Origin of the sequence: Faecalicoccus sp. (genome assembly GCF_036552745.1) — a bacterium.
GTDB lineage: Bacteria > Bacillota_I > Bacilli_A > Erysipelotrichales > Erysipelotrichaceae > Faecalicoccus.
Window position 1 is genome coordinate 1 of the sequence record NZ_JAXKBY010000089.1, and the last position, 19,249, is coordinate 19,249.

Consider the following 19,249-nt stretch of genomic DNA (forward strand, 5'->3'; position numbering starts at 1 on the left):
CTGGTGACAACATCGGTGCTTTGCTTCGTGGTATTGCACGTGATGAAATTCAGCGTGGACAGGTTTTAGCTAAACCAGGAAGTGTACACCCACACACTACTTTTAAGGCTCAGGTTTACGTACTGACTAAAGAAGAAGGTGGACGTCACACTCCATTCGTTTCTAACTACCGTCCTCAGTTCTACTTCCGTACAACTGACGTAACTGGTGTTATCACTCTTCCAGAAGGAACTGACATGGTAATGCCTGGTGACAACGTTGAAATGTCTGTAGAATTGATTCACCCAATCGCTATCGAAAACGGAACTAAGTTCTCTATTCGTGAAGGTGGACACACTGTAGGTGCCGGAAACGTTACTGAAATCATCGGATAATTTCGATTAAACAATGATTGTAAACCGCTGGAAACAGCGGTTTTTTTAATAAAGGGGGAATTATGGATTTAGAAAAATGTAAAGTGCTGGTACAGGTCATTGATACGAAAAGTCTATCCAAAGCAGCTAAAAAAATAGGTTATACACCCAGTGGTCTTTCTCGAATGATTTCCAGTTTAGAAAAAGAAATGGGATTTACCTTGTTGCGAAGAAATCATGATGGTATGTTTCCAACCAATGAGTGTCGTCATCTTTTAAGCGGTATACGAGAGCTTCTATATCAAGATCAACTGTTGGAACAAAAAGTATCTGACATCAATGAATTATATGTTGGAGAAATCGAAATTGGTGTTTCACATCGTTATTATTATGATACATTTGCCCTGGCTATGAAGAATTTCAGTAAGGTTTATCCAGATGTCGATTTAAAGATACGTCATGGATATAGTTCTTATCTGGTGCAGGAGCTGAAACAACACCGATTGGATTTATGTATTGTATCCAAACGAGAATTGGGAGATTGTCAATGGATACCGATCACAAAAGATGAGATGTTGGCATGGATTCCCAAGAATCATAAATTAGCAAGTGAAGACAAAATATCAGTCAAAGAGTTTGAAAAAGAAAATGTAATCTTTACCTATCCCGGAGAAGATACGGATAATCAACGAGTTTTTCAGAAATACAAAATATATCCACATCGTCAGTTTTCTACTTTGGAGCCCTATGCCAGCTTTGCGATGGTGAAGCAGGGGTTGGGAATATCTATGGATAATCGTTTATCAGCCTGGGGTATGGAAGAAGGAATATTATATAAGTCTCTAGACCCTCAAGAATATATAGAAATCGGTATTGCGCTGCAGTCCAACCCTTCCCCGGCGGTACAGGAATTCATGAAATATTTATTGCCACTATTAAAAAACAAAGTAAATTCTCTTTAAAAAACTGTAGGAATATTGTATATATATTGCGAAAAAGTCAAGCCCTCTTTGACAATTACGCAAAAATATGTGATTATATATGTACTTGTTTACTTTGGGAAAGGAGTTGTAAATAGTGGATAATTCTCAAAAGAAAATCAAGTGGTACATGTTGTCGTTCATGTGCTTCTCCACATTATGGGGATTTGGTAACGTAGTTAACGGTTTCATGTACTTCAACGGAATCCAAGTTATCTTCTCATGGATCTGGATGTTCGTATTATTCTTCTTGCCTTATGCATTGATGGTAGGAGAGTTAGGATCAGCTTTCAAAGATCTAGGTGGAGGTGTTACCTCTTGGGTTCAGGAAACAGCCGGTTCTAAAGTTGGTTACTATGCAGGTTGGACATATTGGGCATGTCACGTAACGTACATTGCTTCCAAGGGGTCCGGTGGTTTGAAAGCCTTAAGCTGGATGGTGTTCCAGAATGCGGAAACGTATGACACATTCCCTACATTGTATGTACAGTTGGCAACGTTGGTTGTATTCTTGTTCTTCTGCTGGGTGGCAAGCCGTGGTTTGAACCCATTGAAGAAACTGGCTACACTGGCTGGTTCCAGTATGTTTGTCATGAGTATTCTGTATATCTTATTGATGTTTGCGGCACCGGTTATCAATCCAAATGGTGGCTTTGCAAGCATTGACTGGAGCTGGGATTCTTTTATTCCGACATTTGATGTAAACTATTTCACAAACTTATCAATCTTAGTATTTGCGGTTGGCGGTATCGAAAAAATTTCTCCATACGTAAATAAAATGGATGGTGATCCGGCACGTCAATTCCCTAAGAGTATGATGTTTGCTGCCGGAATGGTGGTGATTTGTGCTATCTTTGGTACATTTGCGATGGCTATGATGTTTGATCCGGCTGTTGTATTCGCAAGTGCTGAATCACAAACGGCATATATTGCCAATGGTGCTTACTGGGCATTCCAGAAATTAGGTGAATACTATGGCGTTGGTAATGTATTGATGATCATCTATGCATTGTGTAATGCCATTGGTCAGTTCTCTACATTGGTAGTAAGTATCGATGCTCCTTTGCGTATGTTGTTGGAAGACCCTATCACAAGCCAGAGTGTTCCGAAACAATTGTTGAAACAAAACAAATACGGTGCTTATGTCAATGGTATTTGGATGGTTGTTATCTTGTCTGGTGCCATTATCGTTGCACAGACAGTCGTTCCAGGGGCCGCTTCGGTATTGGCACAGTTGAATAAATTGAACTCTGTTTGTATGCCACTTCGTTATTTGTGGGTATTCTTTGCGTACTTCATGCTTCGTAAAGCAGCAGATGAAAAATTCCCACGAGCCTATAAGTTTGTTAAAAGTAGAGGAATCGGTAAATTCTTTGGTGTTTTATGTTTCTTGATCGTATTAGTATTCTCTGTATTGGGAATGTATTCGCCAGATCCATTTACATTTGTATTAAACGTTGTTACACCAATTATCTTAACATTGTTAGGTTTGATCTTCTCTGTTATCCGTAAGAAACAGGACGAAAGAGACGGTACGGTTAACGCTTAATGAAAATTGAAAAACGATTCCTTCGGGAGTCGTTTTCTTTTGAGTTTTTAGTGTCTATAGTTTAGAATAGTCTAAGGAGGATACTATTATGAACAATATTGAAATTTCAAATGAATTGATGGATTTTATTCAAAGCAGTCCAAGCATGTTCCATTCAGTAAAAACCGTGCGTGATTATTTGGAACAGGCTGGATTCATATATTTACCGGAAGGTAAACCATGGCACCTGGAAAAAGGAGAAGGGTATTACACGATTCGTAACCACTCCAGTATCATTGCCTTTAAATTAGGAAGCGTGTTAGATGATTATCATTTCCAGATGACGGCTGCTCATTCCGATTCGCCAACATATAAGATCAAGAGCGTTCCGGAATTAGAAGGACCCAATGAATATTTGCGTTTAGATGTAGAAGCTTATGGTGGTATGATCGATTCTACATGGTTTGATCGTCCGTTAACGATTGCCGGACGTGTATTGGTACAGGAAGGAAACAAAATAGAAAGTCGCTTATTATATATTGATAAAGACTTGTTGTTGATTCCTAATGTAGCCATTCACTTCAACCGTAACATCAACGATGGTTATAAATATAATCGTCAGGTTGATCTTTGTCCTCTATTCTCTACCGGTGAGTTGAAGAAGGGTGACTTTGATAAGATGGTTGCGGATGAATTAGGTGTAGAAGTCGAACAGATCTTAGCTAAAGACTTATTCTTAGTCAATCGTCAAAAACCGGTGATCTGGGGTTACAAAAATGAATTTGTTTCTACACCAAAACTGGATGACTTACAATGTGCCTTTGTGTCTTTAAAAGCATTTATTGAGTCTGAAAACAAACATGCGATCAATGTCTGCTGCGTATTCGATAATGAAGAAGTTGGATCGAATACAAAGCAGGGAGCTATGTCCACTTTCTTATATGATACATTACAGCGTATCAACTTAGGTTTGGGAAAGGATGCGGAAGAATATTATCAGGCCATCAGCAAGTCCTTCCTGGTAAGCTGTGATAATGCGCATGCGGTGCATCCAAACCATCCGGAAAAAACGGATGCGGTCAACTGTTCGATGATGAACAAAGGACCGGTTATCAAAGAAAGTGCAAACCAGAAATATACGACAGATGCCTTTAGCCGTGCCTTATTTACTTGTATCTGTAAAGAAGCCGGTGTACCGGTACAGACTTTTGCCAACCGTAGCGATGTGGTCGGTGGATCTACATTAGGAAACTTGTCCAATACACAAGTCAGCGTACATGCCGTAGATATCGGACTTCCGCAGCTGGCTATGCATTCCAGCTATGAAACGGCCGGTATCAAAGATACAGGCTATGCGATTGAGGCATTAAAAGCCTACTTTGGAACAAATGTAGAGATCGATGAGGCGCAGAAAGTAGTTTTTGAATGATCGATCTGACAAAATATACTTGGCTGAAACCTCATCTTCCTCTGCCGGAAACGTTAGAGGAACAAGAGGACTTTCAAGACATCTTAAAAGCAATTGAGAAAAAGGAATCCAATCTGGGATTGCGCAATTTATATGCCAATTATTATTTAGATCAGCTTCAGAAGGCAAAGGAAGAAGGACGCAGCTTGCACTATGAAGGAAATTTAGGCAAGGAAATTCGTTCCTGGGCGAAATCACAATCGTTTAAGAAATTTAAGGAAACGTATTTAAAAGAAGACAAGGCAAAGTTTCAGTTATCGGGTATTGTGATTGTAATAACCGGTACTTTGATTCTTTTCTTTCTTCGAGCTATTCTGGCACAGGAATTTGTTGTGAATTTCAGTGTAGATGCGATCGTCGGAGCTATTGCGCTGGTCTTCTTCTATCGGAATATGAAGCTGAAAATACAACTGATCAAAAGCTATGCACCGGTACGTGATTATTTGTACATGGATATTGCCAGCTTTGTAATGTGTATTTTATTAAAAATGTGGCTTCCTCCGGCTTTTGATGTTTCGATTATTGTCCTGGTCATCGCTTATTATGTACAAAGGCGAAAGTTTGAAAATTTTTTAAAGACCGTTTAGAATGACTACAGAGAATTTCTCTGTAGTTTTTTTTGAAGGGAAGCGAAAGATATGCTTGATTTACAACTGGAAATCTTTTTGTTGATCTTAGCTGGTTTTGTTTTAGCAAAGCTGGGCTATTTTTCCAAGCAGATCCGAAAACAGTTGACCAATATTGTCTTATGTCTGGTCTTGCCCTGCGCAACGATCCGATCTTTTGAAATCAAGGTCGATCAACAGCTGCTTGCATCCATGATCCTGGTTTTTATGATTTCTGTAGGCATTCAACTTTTGTATTTGATTTTTTGCAAAAGCTGTTGGAATGGAATCAAAGATGATCGCAAACCTTCTTTACAATATGGAACTATGGTTTCCAATGCCGGGTTTATGGGAATGCCGGTAGCACAAAGTGCGTTTGGTCCGACAGGATTGTTGTGTGCATCGATCTTTTTGATTCCTCAAAGAGTTTGTATGTGGAGCTATGGTGTATCGCTTTATGAAAAAGGAACGAGACAGGAAGTAATTCGAAAGGTTGCCACCAATCCTTGTATTGTGGCAATCTATATAGGAATCGTGCTCATGGTTTTGGGGATGTTTGATATTCACCTGCCAAAGTTTATCGATGATACGATTGGCGTAATCGGAGATTGTAATACGGCTTTAAGCATGATCGTGATTGGCGGGATCTTAAGCGATGTGCCAAAAGAAAAGATATTTGATCATATTTCTATTTTATATAGTGTTCTGCGTTTATTGGTTTTGCCGCTTTTGATTTTTGCGATCCTTTTATTCTTGCCGGTTGAATCCATGGTTCGCAACGTCTGTGTTCTTTTATCGGCTATGCCGGCTGCCAGTACAACGGCTATGCTGGCACAGCGCTATGAAAAAGATCCTGAATTTGCATCCAGGATCATCTTCGTATCAACCTTATTGAGTATGTTGACATTACCATTGATTTTTCTTTTGTTGGAATGGCTTTAGCCATTCTTTTTTGTAGGCACAACTACAGCTAAACCGCCTAAGGCACTTTCCTTTAATTCCAAAGGAAGTTTGCTACCGGTCAGATTCATCGTTTTAACGACCATATCAAAGCTGACACGGTTTTTCTTAACGTTGCGTAAATACTTTGCCAGACGGGCGGCATCCAGACTGCGAAGGCTGGCAACGGCATTTCTTTCGATGCACGGAATCATGACATAACCGCCGACCGGATCACAGGTCAATCCTAAATGATGTTCCAGACCGATTTCAGCAGCGCATTCGATTTGTGCATTGTTTTCAAAGTTACAGGAGCTGACAAAGGCGGCTCCCATACTGCAGGCAGCACCGACTTCCGCCTGACAGCCAGCCTTGGCCCCGGATATCGTAGCGTTATGCTGAATGAGATTACCGATCAGGCCGGCTACTTTAAGGCCCTGGATCAAGGTATCTTTGGGATAGTTTTCATCTTTATAAAAATGATAGAGAAGACTTGGCAATACACCGCAGCTGCCCATAGTTGGTGCGGTAACGACCATACCGCCGCTGGCATTTTGTTCACTGGCCGCATAAGCATAGCTGGAGAGTAAAAGACTTTTTCTTTCAATCAGATCATCACAGCTGTTAGCACTCTGGTACAATGCGCTGGCTACCCTGTCGATTTCTAAGGAGCCTGGCAGCTTACCAATCGTATTTAATCCTTTGTCCACACATTCGATCATCGCATCAAAGATCTTATCCATGTAGCTGTTTAACGATTCATCTTCAAACTGATCGATATACTTATCTAAGCGAAGATGATGTTGTTTACAATAGCCTTGAATATCATCCATAGAATTATGCGGATAGACATGTGTTTCTTCAGATTCCTGCTCCTGATCCTTTAAAATCTTACCGCCGCCTATAGATATATAGGTATGTTTTCCTAAAGCATCGTGGTCTTTAAAGGCTTCAATGGTCATGGTGTTTGGATGCTCGCATTGTGTCTTTAGATCAAAGGTGATCGTACAATGGGTAGGAAAAAAGGTCTTTTCAATAATTTTGTCAGTGAGATGGCCTTTTCCAGTCAAAGCTAGAGAGCCAAATAATGTAACTTTAAATTCATCGGCATCGGGGTAATGTTCCAGCATGTCCTGACTGGCGCGCATAGGGCCAAAGGTATGAGAACTGCTGGGACCCGGACCGATTTTATAAATATTTTGAATACTTTGCATAGTGTGTATCTCCTTGACCAAAACGGTCTTATTTATCCATACAAAAGAGTAGCATAACCATCGAAAAAAGGATAGTAAAGAACCGGCAAAATCCATAAGGAAAAAAGTGAAAAAAGCACTTGAATGTCGCTTATAGATATGGTATCATCATTGCGCACTGCGTAGAAGTGCGAGGTTGCTGACCCACTGAGAAGCGTTGTCATGGGTGGCGTCAGGGAATTCGCATGGAGCATGTATATCTCGAATATACGAAAGGAGTTAAACATGGCAAAAAACACAATTCGAATTCGCTTAAAAGCGTATGAGCACCGCATCTTAGATGACAGTGCCAAGAAAATCGTCGAAACAGTGACGAAACACGGAGCTAAAAAAGTTGTTGGTCCCGTTCCGTTACCAACGGAAAAACAAGTTGTAACAATTCTACGTGCCGTTCACAAAGATAAAGATTCTCGTGAACAGTTTGAAATGCGTACGCACAAGCGTTTGATTGAGATTGTTGCACCGACAAAGGAAACGATGGATTCTTTACAGAGACTGGAACTTCCTAGTGGTGTAGACATCGAAATTAAACTTTAATGGAGGTGTCGAAGATGAAAGGATTATTAGGAAGAAAATTAGGAATGACACAGGTCTTCACCGAAGATGGTGTATTGATTCCGGTAACCGTTGTTGAAGCAACTCCAAATGTTGTTCTTCAGAAGAAAACAGTGGAGAGTGACGGATACAATGCGATTCAGTTAGGATTTGAAGAAATCAAAGAAAAACGTACAACAAAGGCAAATGTAGGACATTGTGCTAAAGCAAACACGAGTCCGAAACGTCGTATTCAGGAAGTACGTGACTGTGAATTGGATGTAAACGTTGGGGATTTGGTTGACGTTACGATCTTCGAAGCTGGTGAAACAGTGGATGTGATCGGTACCAGCAAAGGTAAAGGTTACAATGGTACGATCGTTCGTAACAATGCGCACCAGGGTCCAAAGAGCCACGGTGGTTCTAAGAACATTCGCCATATCGGTTCTTTAGCTACAAACGGTATTACATCTCGCCAGGGACGTATCATGAAAGGTACGATCATGGCTGGTCAGGAAGGTGGATACAGAACAACAAACCAGAACCTGACAGTGATCAAAGTAGATAAAGAAAACAACTACTTGTTGATTAAAGGAAACGTGCCAGGACCTAAAAAAGGATTTGTGATGGTTCGTACCGCAAAGACTTCTAAGGGAAATAAAGCGCCGGTTACTTTAGTTGACTATAGTGCAAATAAGGAGGTTCAGGAATAATGGCAAAGATTGATGTGATCAACCAGGAAGGAAAAGTAGTTTCTTCTCTTGAACTGAATGATGCCGTATTTGGTATCGAACCAAATCAGCAGGCTTTATTTGATGCGTTAAAGATGCAGTTGGCAGGTCGTCGTCAGGGTACGGCTTCCACAAAAGGACGCAGCGAAGTCAGCGGTGGTGGACGTAAGCCATACCGTCAGAAGGGTACAGGTCGTGCTCGTCAGGGTTCTATTCGTGCTACACAGTTCCGTGGCGGTGGAACAGTATTCGGAGCTACACCACGTAATTACAGCTACCGTATCAACAAAAAAGTACGTCGCTTGGCTTTGAAATCTGCCTTGAGTGAAAAAGTGGCAGAAACAGCCTTCAGCGTATTAGATAAGTTCGAAGTTGCAGAACCTAAGACAAAGACATTTGTTTCTATCATGGAAGCAATTCAGGCGCCTAAGAAAACGTTATTCGTTGTTGGACAGAACGAAGATGTACAGAATGCTTACTTATCAAGCCGCAACGTTCCAGATTGCACAATGATGAGAAGTGATCTGATTAACGTATTTGATCTGGTACATGCCAACAAGATCGTTATGACAAGCGCTGCAGTAAAAGAAGTTGAGGAGGCACTTGCATAATGACTGATTACAGAGATATCATTCTTCGCCCGATCATCACAGAAAAAACAATGAAGATGATGGCAGAAGATAACAAAGTGACATTTGAAGTTGCCAAGGGTGCAAATAAAGTATTAGTTCGTCAGGCTGTGGAAGCTTTGTTCAAAGTTGAAGTTGTAAAAGTCAACATGCAGAACACAAAGCCTAAGACAAAACGTGTTGGAAGATACACAGGAAAAACGAGTGCGGTTCATAAAGCAATCGTTAAGATCAAAGAAGGTCAGTCAATCGATTTATTCGGTGAGGCTGAATAATCAGGGAGAAGACGCTATTTCCTGAATAAACATTGCGATAAGGAGGAAAAAGAAAGTTTATGCCAATTAAGACGTATAAACCAACGACACCAGGACGTCGTGGGATGACATCTTTGACATTTGAAGAAATCACAACTTCAAAACCAGAGAAAAGTCTGTTAGCTCCATTGAAGTCTAAAGGTGGACGTAATAACACAGGACGTATCACAACACGTCATAAAGGTTCTGGACATAAGAGAGCCTACCGTATCATCGATTTCAAACGTAACAAGGACAACATCCCTGCTCGCGTTAAAACGATTGAATACGATCCAAACCGCAGTGCTAACATTGCCTTGTTAGTATATGCCGATGGAGAAAAACGTTACATTCTTGCACCAAAGGATTTACAGGTAGGGATGAGCGTAATTTCCGGTGTTGAAGCAGATATTAAAACTGGAAACGCTATGGAATTGAAGAATATGCTAGAAGGTACATTCGCTCATAACGTTGAATTAAAACCTGGTAAAGGTGGACAGATGGCTCGTAGTGCCGGATGTTCTGCTCAGATTCTGGGTATTGAAGAAAAATACGTTACTTTGCGTTTGACTTCCGGAGAAGTTCGTAAAGTGTTAGGAAACTGCCGTGCTACAGTTGGTATCGTCGGAAATGAAGATTACAGCTTGGTAAACATCGGTAAGGCCGGACGTAATCGTCATAAAGGTATTCGTCCTACCGTACGTGGTTCTGTTATGAACCCTAACGATCACCCTCATGGTGGTGGTGAAGGTCGTACACCGATCGGACGTAAATCTCCAATGACTCCTTGGGGTAAAAAAGCTCTGGGTGTTAAGACACGTCGTACTAAGAAAGCCAGCACTAAATTAATCGTGCGCCGTCGTAACGGTAAATAGGAAAAGGAGGAAAGAACATGAGTCGTAGTTTGAAAAAAGGACCTTTCTGTGATGAACATCTGATGAAAAAGGTCGAAGCATTAAATGCCTCAAACAAAAAAGAAGTTATTAAAACATGGAGTCGTCGTTCTACTATCTTCCCTCAGTTTGTTGAACACACATTTGCGGTTTACAACGGTAAGGAACACGTACCAGTTTATGTAACAGAAGATATGGTTGGTCACAAATTAGGTGAATTTGTTCCAACTCGTAAATATGCAAGTCATGGATCAGATGACAAGAAATCACGTTAATTAGGAGGATATCATGGAAGTAAAAGCAACAGCGAAAACTCTACGTATTCAGCCTCGTAAAGCAAGACTTGTCTTAGACTTGATCCGCGGCAAAGACGTAGAAGAAGCAAAAGCAATTTGCAAGTTCACTCCCAACAAAGGTGGATATCTGGTTGGAAAAGTTTTGAACTCTGCCATTGCCAATGCGGTAAACAACAATGATTTAGATGAAGAAAAGCTTTATGTTAAAGCTTGCTGGGCCAATGAAGGTATTACTTTAAAACGTTATATGCCTCGTGCAAAAGGTAGTGCCAGCCCAATTATGAAACGTACAAGCCACATCACAGTTGTAGTGGCTGAGAAAGAGTAGGAGGTTCGCCATGGGACAGAAAGTAAGCCCGATCGGGATGCGTGTTGGTATCATTCGTGACTGGCAGTCAAGGTGGTACGCAGACGATAAAGAATTCGGATCCCTTCTGATCGAAGATGTTAAGATTCGTGAATTCATCGAAAACTATTATGAAAAATTGTCGAACGCAGCACAGGATAAGAGAAAAGCGGATCCTCAGATCTCTCGTATTGAAATCGAACGTACTAAAAATCGTGTAACGATCATCGTTCGTACGGCTCATCCAGGTGTTGTGATCGGACAGGATGGAAAATCTATCGAAGGTCTGAAAAAACAACTGGAAAAAATGGTTAACGCCGGTGCTAAAAAAGATTCTAAAAACAAAAAGACGATCCAGATCAACGTTGTCGAAGTAGCCAATCCAAACTTGGATGCTCGTTTGGTTGCTCGTTGGATCGCTAATGAATTGGAACAGCGTAAAAGCTTCCGTGCCACACAGAAAAAAGCAATCCAGAACTCTATGCGTGCTGGTGCCAAAGGTATCAAAACAGCTGTATCTGGTCGTTTAGGTGGTGCTGATATGGCTCGTACAGAAGGATACTCTGAAGGTGTCGTACCGTTGCATACATTGCGTTCTGACATCGATTATGCATGGGAAGAAGCTGCTACAACATACGGACGTTTAGGTGTTAAAGTATGGATCTGTCGTGGTGAAGTACTGCCTGGAGAAATGGTAAAAGAACCAGAAGCTCCAAAACAGCGTCCAATGCGCGGAAGAAACCGCAACAACCGTAATCGTCGTCCAAACGGACGTGCTCCTCAGCAGAATGCGGCTCCTGCAAAGGAACAGGCTCCTGTTGAAAACAAAGGAGGTAACGAATAATGTTGATGCCTAAGCGTACAAAGTATAGACGTCCACATCGTTTGAGCTATGAAGGTCGTAGTAAAGCTGGTCGTTCTATTGACTTTGGTGAATTTGGTTTGGTTGCCGAAAGTGGAAACTATGTCAGCAACCGTCAGATCGAAGCTGCCCGTATTGCCATGACACGTTATATGAAACGTGGAGGAAAAGTATGGATTCGTATTTTCCCTCACATGGCAAGAACTAAAAAACCTTTGGAAGTGCGTATGGGTTCCGGTAAAGGTGCTCCAGAAGGATGGGTTGCAGTAGTACAGCCTGGACGAGTAATGTTTGAAGTTGGTGGAGTAAGTGAAGAAGTAGCTCGTGAAGCGCTTCGTCTTGCCAGCCACAAGCTTCCTGTTAAGACTCGTTTTGCGAGAAAAGGAGAAGTGAAATAATGTTAGCTAAAGAAATTCGTGAAAAGACAAATGAAGAACTTCTTGCTCAGATCGATGCTTTAAAAGAAGAGTTATTCAATCTCCGCTTCCAGCAGGCTACAGGACAGCTGGAAAACACGGCACGTTTAAAAACTGTTAAGAAGACGATTGCCCGTATCAAAACAGTAATGACAGAGCGTGAAAATGCGCAAGGTCAAGAGTAGGAGGGTATGACGATGGAAAGAAACGTACGTAAAGTATATCGTGGTACTGTCGTAAGTGATGCGATGGATAAAACAATCACGGTTGTAGTAGAAACTAAGAAAACACACCCTTTATACGGTAAACGTGTTAAATATTCAAAGAAATTCAAAGCGCATGATGAAAAGAATGAAGCTCGTGTAGGAGATCGTGTAGAGATCATGGAAACTCGTCCATTGTCTGCTACAAAGCGTTTCCGCTTGGTAAGCATCATTGAGAAAGCGCGTGTATAGGACTAGGAGGGCGAAACAATGATTCAAAACGAGAGTCGTTTACGCGTCGCTGACAACACCGGAGCTAAAGAAGTATTAGTTATTCGTTGTTTAGGCGGAAGCGTAAGAAAATTTGCAAACATCGGTGATATCGTTGTGTGTACTGTAAAACAGGCCACTCCTGGTGGAACCGTTAAAAAAGGTGATGTAGTCAAAGGTGTTATCGTTCGTACAAGACGTGGTGTTCGCCGTGAAAACGGTACTTACATCCGTTTTGATGACAATGCCGTTGTATTGATCAAAGATGATAAGACGCCTAGAGGAACACGTATTTTCGGCCCTGTTGCTCGTGAATTACGTGATAACGATTTCATGAAGATCGTATCTCTGGCTCCGGAAGTATTATAGGAGGTGTGCCAAGTGAGAATTAAAAAAGGTGATAGAGTCAAAGTTATTACTGGTGCTTACAAGGGCACAATCGGTGAAGTAACTTCTGTATATCCAAAAGAAGATAAGGTTATTGTGGAAGGTGTAAACATGGTGAAAAAACACCAGAAACCGACACAGGCCAATCCAGATGGCGGAATTATTGAAAAAGAAGCTAAGATTCACGTTTCCAATGTAATGCTTTGGGATGAAAAGAGCAAAAAAGCTTCCCGTATTAAAATGGAAGTAAAAGAAGACGGAACTAAGGTGCGTGTCTACAAGACAAGCGGAAAAGAAGTTAAGGTTAAATAAGGAGGATAAGACATGAACCGTTTACAGGAAAAATATAAAAACGAAGTCGTTCCTCAGCTTATGAAAGACTTCAACTACAAATCCGTAATGCAGGTACCGCAGATCGAAAAAGTGGTCGTAAACATCGGTGTTGGAGATGCCATCCAAAATGCGAAATTGTTGGATGAAGCTGTTGAGGAATTGGCAGCCATTACTGGACAGGCTCCGGTAATCACAAAAGCAAAGAAATCCATTGCCAACTTCAAATTGCGTGAAGGTATGTCAATCGGATGTAAAGTTACATTGCGTAAAGAAAAAATGTATGACTTCTTAGATAAGTTGTTCAACATTTCTTTGCCACGTGTTCGTGACTTCCGTGGAGTTTCTGACACTAGCTTTGATGGTCGTGGAAACTATACACTGGGTATTAAAGAACAGATCATTTTCCCGGAAATTGATTTTGATAAAGTAAACCGTACACGCGGAATGGATGTTGTCATCGTAACAACCGCAGAAACAAATGAAGAGGCTAAAGCCCTGCTTGAAAAAATGGGTATGCCTTTCAAGAAGTAGGAGGAACGTAAAATGGCTAAGAAATCAATGATCAATAAACAGCAACGTCCTCAGAAATTTAAAGTTCGTGAATATACACGCTGCGAAAGATGTGGACGTCCACACTCAGTATTGAGAAAATATAAATTATGTCGTATTTGCTTCAGAGAATTGGCTTATAAAGGTCAGATTCCTGGTGTGAAAAAGGCAAGCTGGTAAGAAGGAGGCATATAACAATGATTATGACTGATCCAATTGCGGACATGCTGACAAGAATCCGCAACGCATTGCAACAAAAACATGAAACTGTTAGTATGCCTGTCAGCAAAGAAAAGAAAGCGATTGCTGAAATCTTAAAAGAAGAAGGATACATTACAGACTATAAAGTGGAAGGTGAAGGTGTTCATAAAGACCTGACGATCACTTTAAAGTACACAGAAGATAACAAGAAGATCATCTCTGGTCTTCGTCGTATCTCTAAACCTGGACTTCGTGTTTATGCACAGGTTGAAAATCTGCCTCGTGTATTAAACGGTTTAGGAATTGCCATTATCTCTACAAGTAATGGTATGATGACCGATAAAAACGCAAGAAAGAACCACTTAGGTGGCGAAGTCATTGCGTATATCTGGTAATAGGAGGATAAAGAATGTCACGTATCGGGAATAAACTGATTACCATTCCTGCTGGCGTAAGTGTGGAAGTCGCTGCAGGTAATGAGGTGACTGTAAAAGGTCCTAAGGGAACTTTATCTCGTAAGTTCTCTGACTTGATGCAGATCAACGTTGAGGGAACTGAGGTCACTGTAGTACGTCCAAATGACGAAAAACACACTAAACAATTACATGGTACGACTCGTGCTTTGTTACATAACATGGTCGTAGGAGTTTCTGAAGGATTTACGAAAGGACTGGAACTGGTTGGTATCGGTTTCCGTACCGCTGTAAAAGGAAATACTTTAACGATGAATGTTGGTTATTCTCATCAGGTAGAAATGCAGATTCCGGAAGGTTTGGAAGTAACTTGTCCAAGTGCTACTGAAATCAGTGTATCTGGAATTGATAAACAACTTGTTGGTGAATTTGCTGCTAATGTTCGTGCTGTTCGTAAGCCAGAACCTTACAAAGGAAAAGGTATTCGCTATAAAGGTGAACATATCCGTCGTAAGGAAGGTAAGACAGCTGGTAAGAAGTAGTGGGAAGGAGATCTTAAGATATGATTAAAAAACAATCACGCAATGCACAGCGTCTTCGTCGTCACGCTCGTGTACGTACAAAAATCAGCGGAACTCCTGAATGCCCACGTTTGAGTGTATTTAGAAGTAACGCACACATTCATGTTCAGCTTATTGATGATGTAAACATGAAGACTTTGGCATCTGCCAGCAGCTTGGCTATGAAACTTGAAAATGGTGGTAATGTGGAAGCCGCTAAACAAGTGGGTGCTGAAATCGCAAAACGCGCTAAAGAAGCTAACATCACAAAGGTTGTATTCGACCGTGGTGGATATATTTACGCAGGACGTGTAAAAGCTCTTGCCGATGCAGCTCGTGAAGCTGGCTTGGAATTTTAGGAGGTCGCACACATGGCAGAAAGAAAACAACCTAGAAGAGAGCAGAAAGAATTCGAAGAACAAGTTGTTGCAATTAACCGTGTAACAAAAGTTGTTAAAGGTGGACGTCGTTTCCGTTTCTCTTGTCTTGTAGTTATCGGTGACCGTAAAGGTCGCGTAGGTATGGGAACAGGAAAGGCAAACGAAGTACCGGATGCAATTCGTAAAGCGGTTGAAGATGCTAAGAAAAACTTGTTCACCGTTCCAATCGTAGGAACAACTATTCCACATGATACAATCGGTAACTATGGTGCAGGAAGCGTATTTATGCGTCCGGCCAGCGAAGGTACCGGTGTTATCGCCGGTGGTGCTGCCCGTTCTGTATTAGAATTGGCCGGTATCTCCGATATCTTAACAAAATGTTTAGGTTCTCGTACGAAGATCAACGTTGTTCGCGCAACGGTTGAAGGATTGAAATCCCTGACAACTTTAGAAGAAGTTGCTCGTCTTCGTGGAAAGAAACCAGAAGAAATTCGCGGGTAAGCAGGAGGTTGAAGTATGAAATTACATGAAATGACACAGACGGAAGCTTCCAAAACAAGAAACCGCGTGGGTCGTGGACCTGGAAGCGGAAATGGTAAAACTTCCGGACGCGGACAAAAAGGTCAAAAAGCCAGAAGTGGTGGAGGAGTTCGTCTTGGATTTGAAGGTGGACAGACACCATTGGCAAGACGTTTACCAAAAAGAGGATTTACAAACTTTAATCGCAAAGAATATGCTATAGTTAATGTAGAAACTCTGAATCAGTTTGATGAAGGTACTGAAATCAATGCAGCTTTACTGCTTGATAAGAAGATTATTCGTAAAGAACTTGCTGGTTTAAAAGTTTTAGGTGATGGAGAGTTAACTAAGAAATTGGTTGTAAAAGCAACCAAATTCTCTGCATCAGCCAAAGAAGCAATAGAAAAAGCAGGCGGAACAGCCGAGGAGATCTAAAATGATATCGAGCTTTAAGGCAATTATTAAAAATAAAGATATTCGTAATCGAATTCTCTTTACTTTATTTGCCTTTCTTGTATATCGTTTAGGATCTGCAATTACTGTTCCGGATGTAAATACAACCGATTTAGTAGCCGGTTTAGAGGATAATTCCCTCTTCGCAATGCTGAATCTTTTAGGAGGTGGAGGTCTGGAACAGTTCTCCATCTTTGCCTTAGGTGTTACACCTTATATCACGGCTTCAATCATTATTCAGCTTTTGAGCATGGATGTGATTCCGCCGCTATCAGAGTTGGCTAAGTCCGGTGCTAAAGGGCGTAAGCAGTTGGATAAGTACACACGTTATCTGGCTGTGATCTTTGGCTTCGTTCAATCATTCTCTTTAGTATATGGTTTCTCAAGTACCTATACAGGACTGATTGAGGGCGGAGCCACAATGAGTAAGATTTTGTATATCGCAACGATCTTTACAGCAGGAACGATGTTTCTTGTATGGATCGGTGACCAAATCTCGACCAAAGGAATTGGAAATGGTATTTCTATGGTCATCATGGCCGGTATCGTGGGAAGATTGCCAAGACAGTTTAGTTCTGCATGGACTTCACTGATTGGAGAAGATCCAACGGGACAGGGCATTGGTTTGTTTATCGGGTATATCGTTGTTTATTTGATCATTATTGTATTTGTTACATTGATCAATACGGCCGAAAGACGTATTCCTATTCAATATACGTCTAGTTCCATCAGTTTATCAAAGCAGAGTAAATCAAATTATTTACCGTTAAAACTGAATTCGGCCAGTGTAATCCCTGTCATCTTCGCATCGTCGTTGATGATGGCACCATTACAGATTGCCAGTTTCTTCGCTTCCAATAAAGTAACAAGTGTTATGACGGATTGGCTGGGAATGAGAACTTGGTACTCTTTGGTTATCTATGTACTGTTGATCTTGTTCTTTACCTTCTTCTATACAAAGATGCAGGTTAATCCGGAAAAGATTGCGGAGAACTTGGGGAAATCAGGTGCTTATATTCCAAGCGTGCGTCCGGGAAAAGAAACAGAAAACTATGTCAACCGTGTTTTATCTCGATTGACGACATTGGGTTCTGTTGCGTTGGCACTGGTTGCCGTTCTTCCACATTTGATGCCGTTAATCTGGTCAGAAATGAACACATCAATGGCACTTGGTGGAACTGGAATGATCATCGTAGTTGGTGTTGCGATCGAGACTGTAAGACAAATACAGGGATTGATTACACAGAAATCGTATAAGAATTATTTTGAAGACGAATAAAATCGTCTAGGGAGCTGAAGTATGAACATCTTTATCATGGGTGCCCCAGGTAGCGGAAAAGGGACATTCTCAAGCCGTATCAAAGAGGAATTCGATTTGAATCATATCAGTACCGGTGATATCTTCCGGGCAAACATTGCCGGAGGCACTGAATTGGGTATGCAGGCAAAAGCATATACTGAAAAAGGTCTGCTGGTACCGGATGAGATTACCAATAACATGGTTAAAGAGTACTTGAGCCAATTATCGGATAAAAAGAACGGATATTTATTAGATGGATATCCTAGAACGTTGGATCAGGCCAAAGCATTTGAAAAAATGACAGAGGGAACAGATCTGATGGTTGACGAAATTGTTGTGATGGATGTTCCATTTGATGAATTAACACGTCGTATAACAGGACGACGCAGTTGTAAAAACTGTGGAGAAATCTACAACATTTATTCAAAACCGCCGGTAAAGGAAGGGATTTGTGATAAATGTGGTTCTGAATTATCACAGAGAAAAGATGATAATGAAGAAAGTTTAAAAACTCGTTTAGAGGAATATGCGAAGAACACAGAGCCTGTTATCGCATACTATGAAGAAAAAGGAATGGTCAAGAGAATTGATGCGACCGCTTGCATTGAAGAAATCTGGCCTGTTTTAAAAGAAGCTTTAAGCAAATAAATTGCGCATCTTTATGCGCAATTTACTTGCGTTATATTTTTTGAACTACGTTACTGTTAAAATCCGCATAGAACTATACGCATTTTAACAGGATTATACGTAGAGAAAGGATTAGACAAATGAAAGTAAGACCATCCGTAAAACCGATGTGCGACAAATGCCGAGTAATACGACGCAAGGGTCGCGTCATGGTAATTTGTGAAAACCCAAAACACAAACAAAGACAAGGAAACTAAGTAGGAGGAAACAATGGCACGAATTGCAGGAGTAGATATTCCAAACGACAAGCGTGTAGTCATCGCCCTGACCTATATCTACGGGATCGGGAAGAGCACGTCAGAGAAAGTATTGGAAGAGACAAAAATCGATGAGAACATCCGTGTAAAGGATCTGAGCGAAGAACAGATGAACGCGATCCGCAAGGCCATCGACAAGATCAAGGTCGAAGGGGATCTGCGAAGAGAAGTACAGCTGAACATCAAGCGGCTGATGGAAATCGGATGCTACAGAGGGATCCGACACAGAAAGGGACTGCCGGTCAGAGGACAGAGAACGAAGACCAATGCGAGAACACGCAAAGGGAAAGCGAAGACGGTAGCCAACAAGAAGAAGTAGGAAGGAAGAGTAGAGTATGGCAAAGGTACAGAGAAGAGGAAAACGCCGCGTCAAGAAGAATATAGCGCGCGGATGTGCACATATCCACTCGACTTTCAACAATACGATCGTAACGATCACAGATGAGAGTGGAAATGCGGTAGCATGGAGCAGTGCGGGAGCCTTAGGATTTAAGGGAAGCCGAAAGAGCACACCGTATGCAGCCCAGTTAGCCGGAGAAGCAGCAGGTAAAGCTGCAATGGATCACGGGATGAAGACGGTCAGCGTGGAAGTAAAAGGACCGGGGCCGGGA

The 19,249-nt window shown here is 41.4% G+C and carries 31 protein-coding genes and 1 pseudogene; 31 read left to right on the plus strand and 1 reads right to left on the minus strand.

What is annotated here, in order from left to right:
- The 6 genes and pseudogenes from tuf to U0M88_RS04275 form a co-directional block, all read left to right on the plus strand.
- Positions 1-374 (plus strand): annotated as a pseudogene (gene tuf / locus U0M88_RS04250) (elongation factor Tu); the annotation flags it as partial.
- 62 nt (positions 375-436) lie between these two features.
- Positions 437-1,315 (plus strand): LysR family transcriptional regulator, encoded by an 879-nt coding sequence (locus U0M88_RS04255; RefSeq protein ID WP_331869014.1) that lies wholly within the window; start codon positions 437-439, stop codon positions 1,313-1,315.
- A 148-nt stretch (positions 1,316-1,463) separates the two neighbouring features.
- Complete coding sequence (locus U0M88_RS04260) at positions 1,464-2,882, plus strand: APC family permease (protein WP_331869024.1); 1,419 nt, start codon at positions 1,464-1,466, stop codon at positions 2,880-2,882.
- An 88-nt stretch (positions 2,883-2,970) separates the two neighbouring features.
- Entirely contained in the window at positions 2,971-4,290 is a 1,320-nt protein-coding gene (locus tag U0M88_RS04265) for a M18 family aminopeptidase (protein ID WP_331869015.1), read from the plus strand.
- On the plus strand, positions 4,287-4,916 hold the full coding sequence (locus tag U0M88_RS04270) for a hypothetical protein (protein ID WP_331869016.1): 630 nt from the start codon (positions 4,287-4,289) through the stop codon (positions 4,914-4,916). The genes U0M88_RS04265 and U0M88_RS04270 overlap by 4 nt, the downstream gene beginning before the upstream one ends.
- 51 nt (positions 4,917-4,967) lie before the next feature.
- A complete protein-coding gene (locus tag U0M88_RS04275; RefSeq protein ID WP_331869017.1) occupies positions 4,968-5,876 on the plus strand; it encodes an AEC family transporter in 909 nt (302 codons plus the stop codon).
- Here U0M88_RS04275 and U0M88_RS04280 read toward each other — a convergent pair.
- A complete protein-coding gene (locus U0M88_RS04280; RefSeq protein WP_167698606.1) occupies positions 5,873-7,087 on the minus strand; it encodes an L-serine ammonia-lyase, iron-sulfur-dependent, subunit alpha in 1,215 nt (404 codons plus the stop codon). The two genes, U0M88_RS04275 and U0M88_RS04280, sit on opposite strands and share 4 nt — an antisense overlap.
- Positions 7,088-7,351: 264 nt before the next feature.
- On the opposite strand from U0M88_RS04280, the gene rpsJ reads away from it, so the two are divergent.
- From rpsJ to rpsK, 25 genes are all read left to right on the plus strand, one after another.
- Positions 7,352-7,663, plus strand: coding sequence for a 30S ribosomal protein S10 (gene rpsJ, locus U0M88_RS04285; RefSeq protein ID WP_331869018.1), 312 nt, complete (start codon positions 7,352-7,354; stop codon positions 7,661-7,663).
- A gap of 14 nt (positions 7,664-7,677) precedes the next feature.
- On the plus strand, positions 7,678-8,373 hold the full coding sequence (rplC, locus tag U0M88_RS04290; protein WP_117446970.1) for a 50S ribosomal protein L3: 696 nt from the start codon (positions 7,678-7,680) through the stop codon (positions 8,371-8,373).
- Positions 8,373-9,002, plus strand: a complete 630-nt coding sequence (rplD, locus tag U0M88_RS04295) for a 50S ribosomal protein L4 (RefSeq protein ID WP_167698607.1) — start codon at positions 8,373-8,375, stop codon at positions 9,000-9,002. Before rplC ends, rplD begins: the two co-directional genes overlap by 1 nt.
- Positions 9,002-9,295: a 50S ribosomal protein L23 gene (rplW, locus tag U0M88_RS04300; protein WP_022789355.1), complete on the plus strand. Its 294-nt coding sequence runs from the start codon at positions 9,002-9,004 to the stop codon at positions 9,293-9,295. The genes rplD and rplW overlap by 1 nt, the downstream gene beginning before the upstream one ends.
- Positions 9,296-9,354: 59 nt before the next feature.
- Positions 9,355-10,188 carry a 50S ribosomal protein L2 gene (gene rplB, locus U0M88_RS04305; protein ID WP_331869019.1) on the plus strand — a complete coding sequence of 278 codons (834 nt, stop codon included), beginning with the start codon at positions 9,355-9,357 and terminating at the stop codon, positions 10,186-10,188.
- Positions 10,189-10,205: 17 nt separating this feature from the next.
- Positions 10,206-10,481 carry a 30S ribosomal protein S19 gene (gene rpsS / locus U0M88_RS04310; RefSeq protein ID WP_022789353.1) on the plus strand — a complete coding sequence of 92 codons (276 nt, stop codon included), beginning with the start codon at positions 10,206-10,208 and terminating at the stop codon, positions 10,479-10,481.
- A 13-nt stretch (positions 10,482-10,494) separates the two neighbouring features.
- Positions 10,495-10,830 (plus strand): 50S ribosomal protein L22, encoded by a 336-nt coding sequence (gene rplV / locus U0M88_RS04315; RefSeq protein WP_022789352.1) that lies wholly within the window; start codon positions 10,495-10,497, stop codon positions 10,828-10,830.
- A 10-nt stretch (positions 10,831-10,840) separates the two neighbouring features.
- Positions 10,841-11,692: a 30S ribosomal protein S3 gene (gene rpsC / locus U0M88_RS04320; protein ID WP_331869020.1), complete on the plus strand. Its 852-nt coding sequence runs from the start codon at positions 10,841-10,843 to the stop codon at positions 11,690-11,692.
- On the plus strand, positions 11,692-12,108 hold the full coding sequence (gene rplP, locus U0M88_RS04325) for a 50S ribosomal protein L16 (RefSeq protein WP_022789350.1): 417 nt from the start codon (positions 11,692-11,694) through the stop codon (positions 12,106-12,108). Before rpsC ends, rplP begins: the two co-directional genes overlap by 1 nt.
- Positions 12,108-12,311, plus strand: coding sequence for a 50S ribosomal protein L29 (gene rpmC / locus U0M88_RS04330; protein WP_022789349.1), 204 nt, complete (start codon positions 12,108-12,110; stop codon positions 12,309-12,311). The genes rplP and rpmC overlap by 1 nt, the downstream gene beginning before the upstream one ends.
- A gap of 12 nt (positions 12,312-12,323) precedes the next feature.
- Complete coding sequence (rpsQ, locus tag U0M88_RS04335) at positions 12,324-12,581, plus strand: 30S ribosomal protein S17 (protein WP_331869021.1); 258 nt, start codon at positions 12,324-12,326, stop codon at positions 12,579-12,581.
- Between the two features lie 18 nt (positions 12,582-12,599).
- Positions 12,600-12,968, plus strand: coding sequence for a 50S ribosomal protein L14 (gene rplN, locus U0M88_RS04340; protein ID WP_022789347.1), 369 nt, complete (start codon positions 12,600-12,602; stop codon positions 12,966-12,968).
- Positions 12,969-12,980: 12 nt separating this feature from the next.
- Entirely contained in the window at positions 12,981-13,298 is a 318-nt protein-coding gene (gene rplX / locus U0M88_RS04345; protein ID WP_022789346.1) for a 50S ribosomal protein L24, read from the plus strand.
- Between the two features lie 12 nt (positions 13,299-13,310).
- A complete protein-coding gene (rplE, locus tag U0M88_RS04350; protein WP_117446967.1) occupies positions 13,311-13,850 on the plus strand; it encodes a 50S ribosomal protein L5 in 540 nt (179 codons plus the stop codon).
- Positions 13,851-13,862: 12 nt separating this feature from the next.
- Positions 13,863-14,048 carry a type Z 30S ribosomal protein S14 gene (locus U0M88_RS04355; protein ID WP_003864831.1) on the plus strand — a complete coding sequence of 62 codons (186 nt, stop codon included), beginning with the start codon at positions 13,863-13,865 and terminating at the stop codon, positions 14,046-14,048.
- A 17-nt stretch (positions 14,049-14,065) separates the two neighbouring features.
- A complete protein-coding gene (rpsH, locus tag U0M88_RS04360) occupies positions 14,066-14,464 on the plus strand; it encodes a 30S ribosomal protein S8 (protein WP_022789344.1) in 399 nt (132 codons plus the stop codon).
- A 14-nt stretch (positions 14,465-14,478) separates the two neighbouring features.
- Entirely contained in the window at positions 14,479-15,024 is a 546-nt protein-coding gene (rplF, locus tag U0M88_RS04365; protein ID WP_195222177.1) for a 50S ribosomal protein L6, read from the plus strand.
- Positions 15,025-15,044: 20 nt separating this feature from the next.
- A complete protein-coding gene (rplR, locus tag U0M88_RS04370; RefSeq protein WP_022789342.1) occupies positions 15,045-15,401 on the plus strand; it encodes a 50S ribosomal protein L18 in 357 nt (118 codons plus the stop codon).
- 12 nt (positions 15,402-15,413) lie between these two features.
- Entirely contained in the window at positions 15,414-15,923 is a 510-nt protein-coding gene (gene rpsE, locus U0M88_RS04375) for a 30S ribosomal protein S5 (protein WP_022789341.1), read from the plus strand.
- A 15-nt stretch (positions 15,924-15,938) separates the two neighbouring features.
- Complete coding sequence (gene rplO, locus U0M88_RS04380) at positions 15,939-16,376, plus strand: 50S ribosomal protein L15 (protein WP_331869022.1); 438 nt, start codon at positions 15,939-15,941, stop codon at positions 16,374-16,376.
- A gap of 1 nt (position 16,377) precedes the next feature.
- The gene (gene secY, locus U0M88_RS04385) at positions 16,378-17,673 is read left to right on the plus strand and encodes a preprotein translocase subunit SecY (RefSeq protein ID WP_117446964.1); all 1,296 of its coding nucleotides are present in this window, start codon (positions 16,378-16,380) and stop codon (positions 17,671-17,673) included.
- 21 nt (positions 17,674-17,694) lie between these two features.
- Positions 17,695-18,342 carry an adenylate kinase gene (locus U0M88_RS04390; protein ID WP_117446963.1) on the plus strand — a complete coding sequence of 216 codons (648 nt, stop codon included), beginning with the start codon at positions 17,695-17,697 and terminating at the stop codon, positions 18,340-18,342.
- 119 nt (positions 18,343-18,461) lie between these two features.
- On the plus strand, positions 18,462-18,578 hold the full coding sequence (rpmJ, locus tag U0M88_RS04395; RefSeq protein ID WP_081637596.1) for a 50S ribosomal protein L36: 117 nt from the start codon (positions 18,462-18,464) through the stop codon (positions 18,576-18,578).
- Positions 18,579-18,591: 13 nt separating this feature from the next.
- Positions 18,592-18,957, plus strand: coding sequence for a 30S ribosomal protein S13 (gene rpsM, locus U0M88_RS04400; RefSeq protein ID WP_022789337.1), 366 nt, complete (start codon positions 18,592-18,594; stop codon positions 18,955-18,957).
- Positions 18,958-18,973: 16 nt separating this feature from the next.
- The coding region (rpsK, locus tag U0M88_RS04405) for a 30S ribosomal protein S11 (protein ID WP_331869023.1) at positions 18,974-19,249 on the plus strand (276 nt) is incomplete at its 3' end.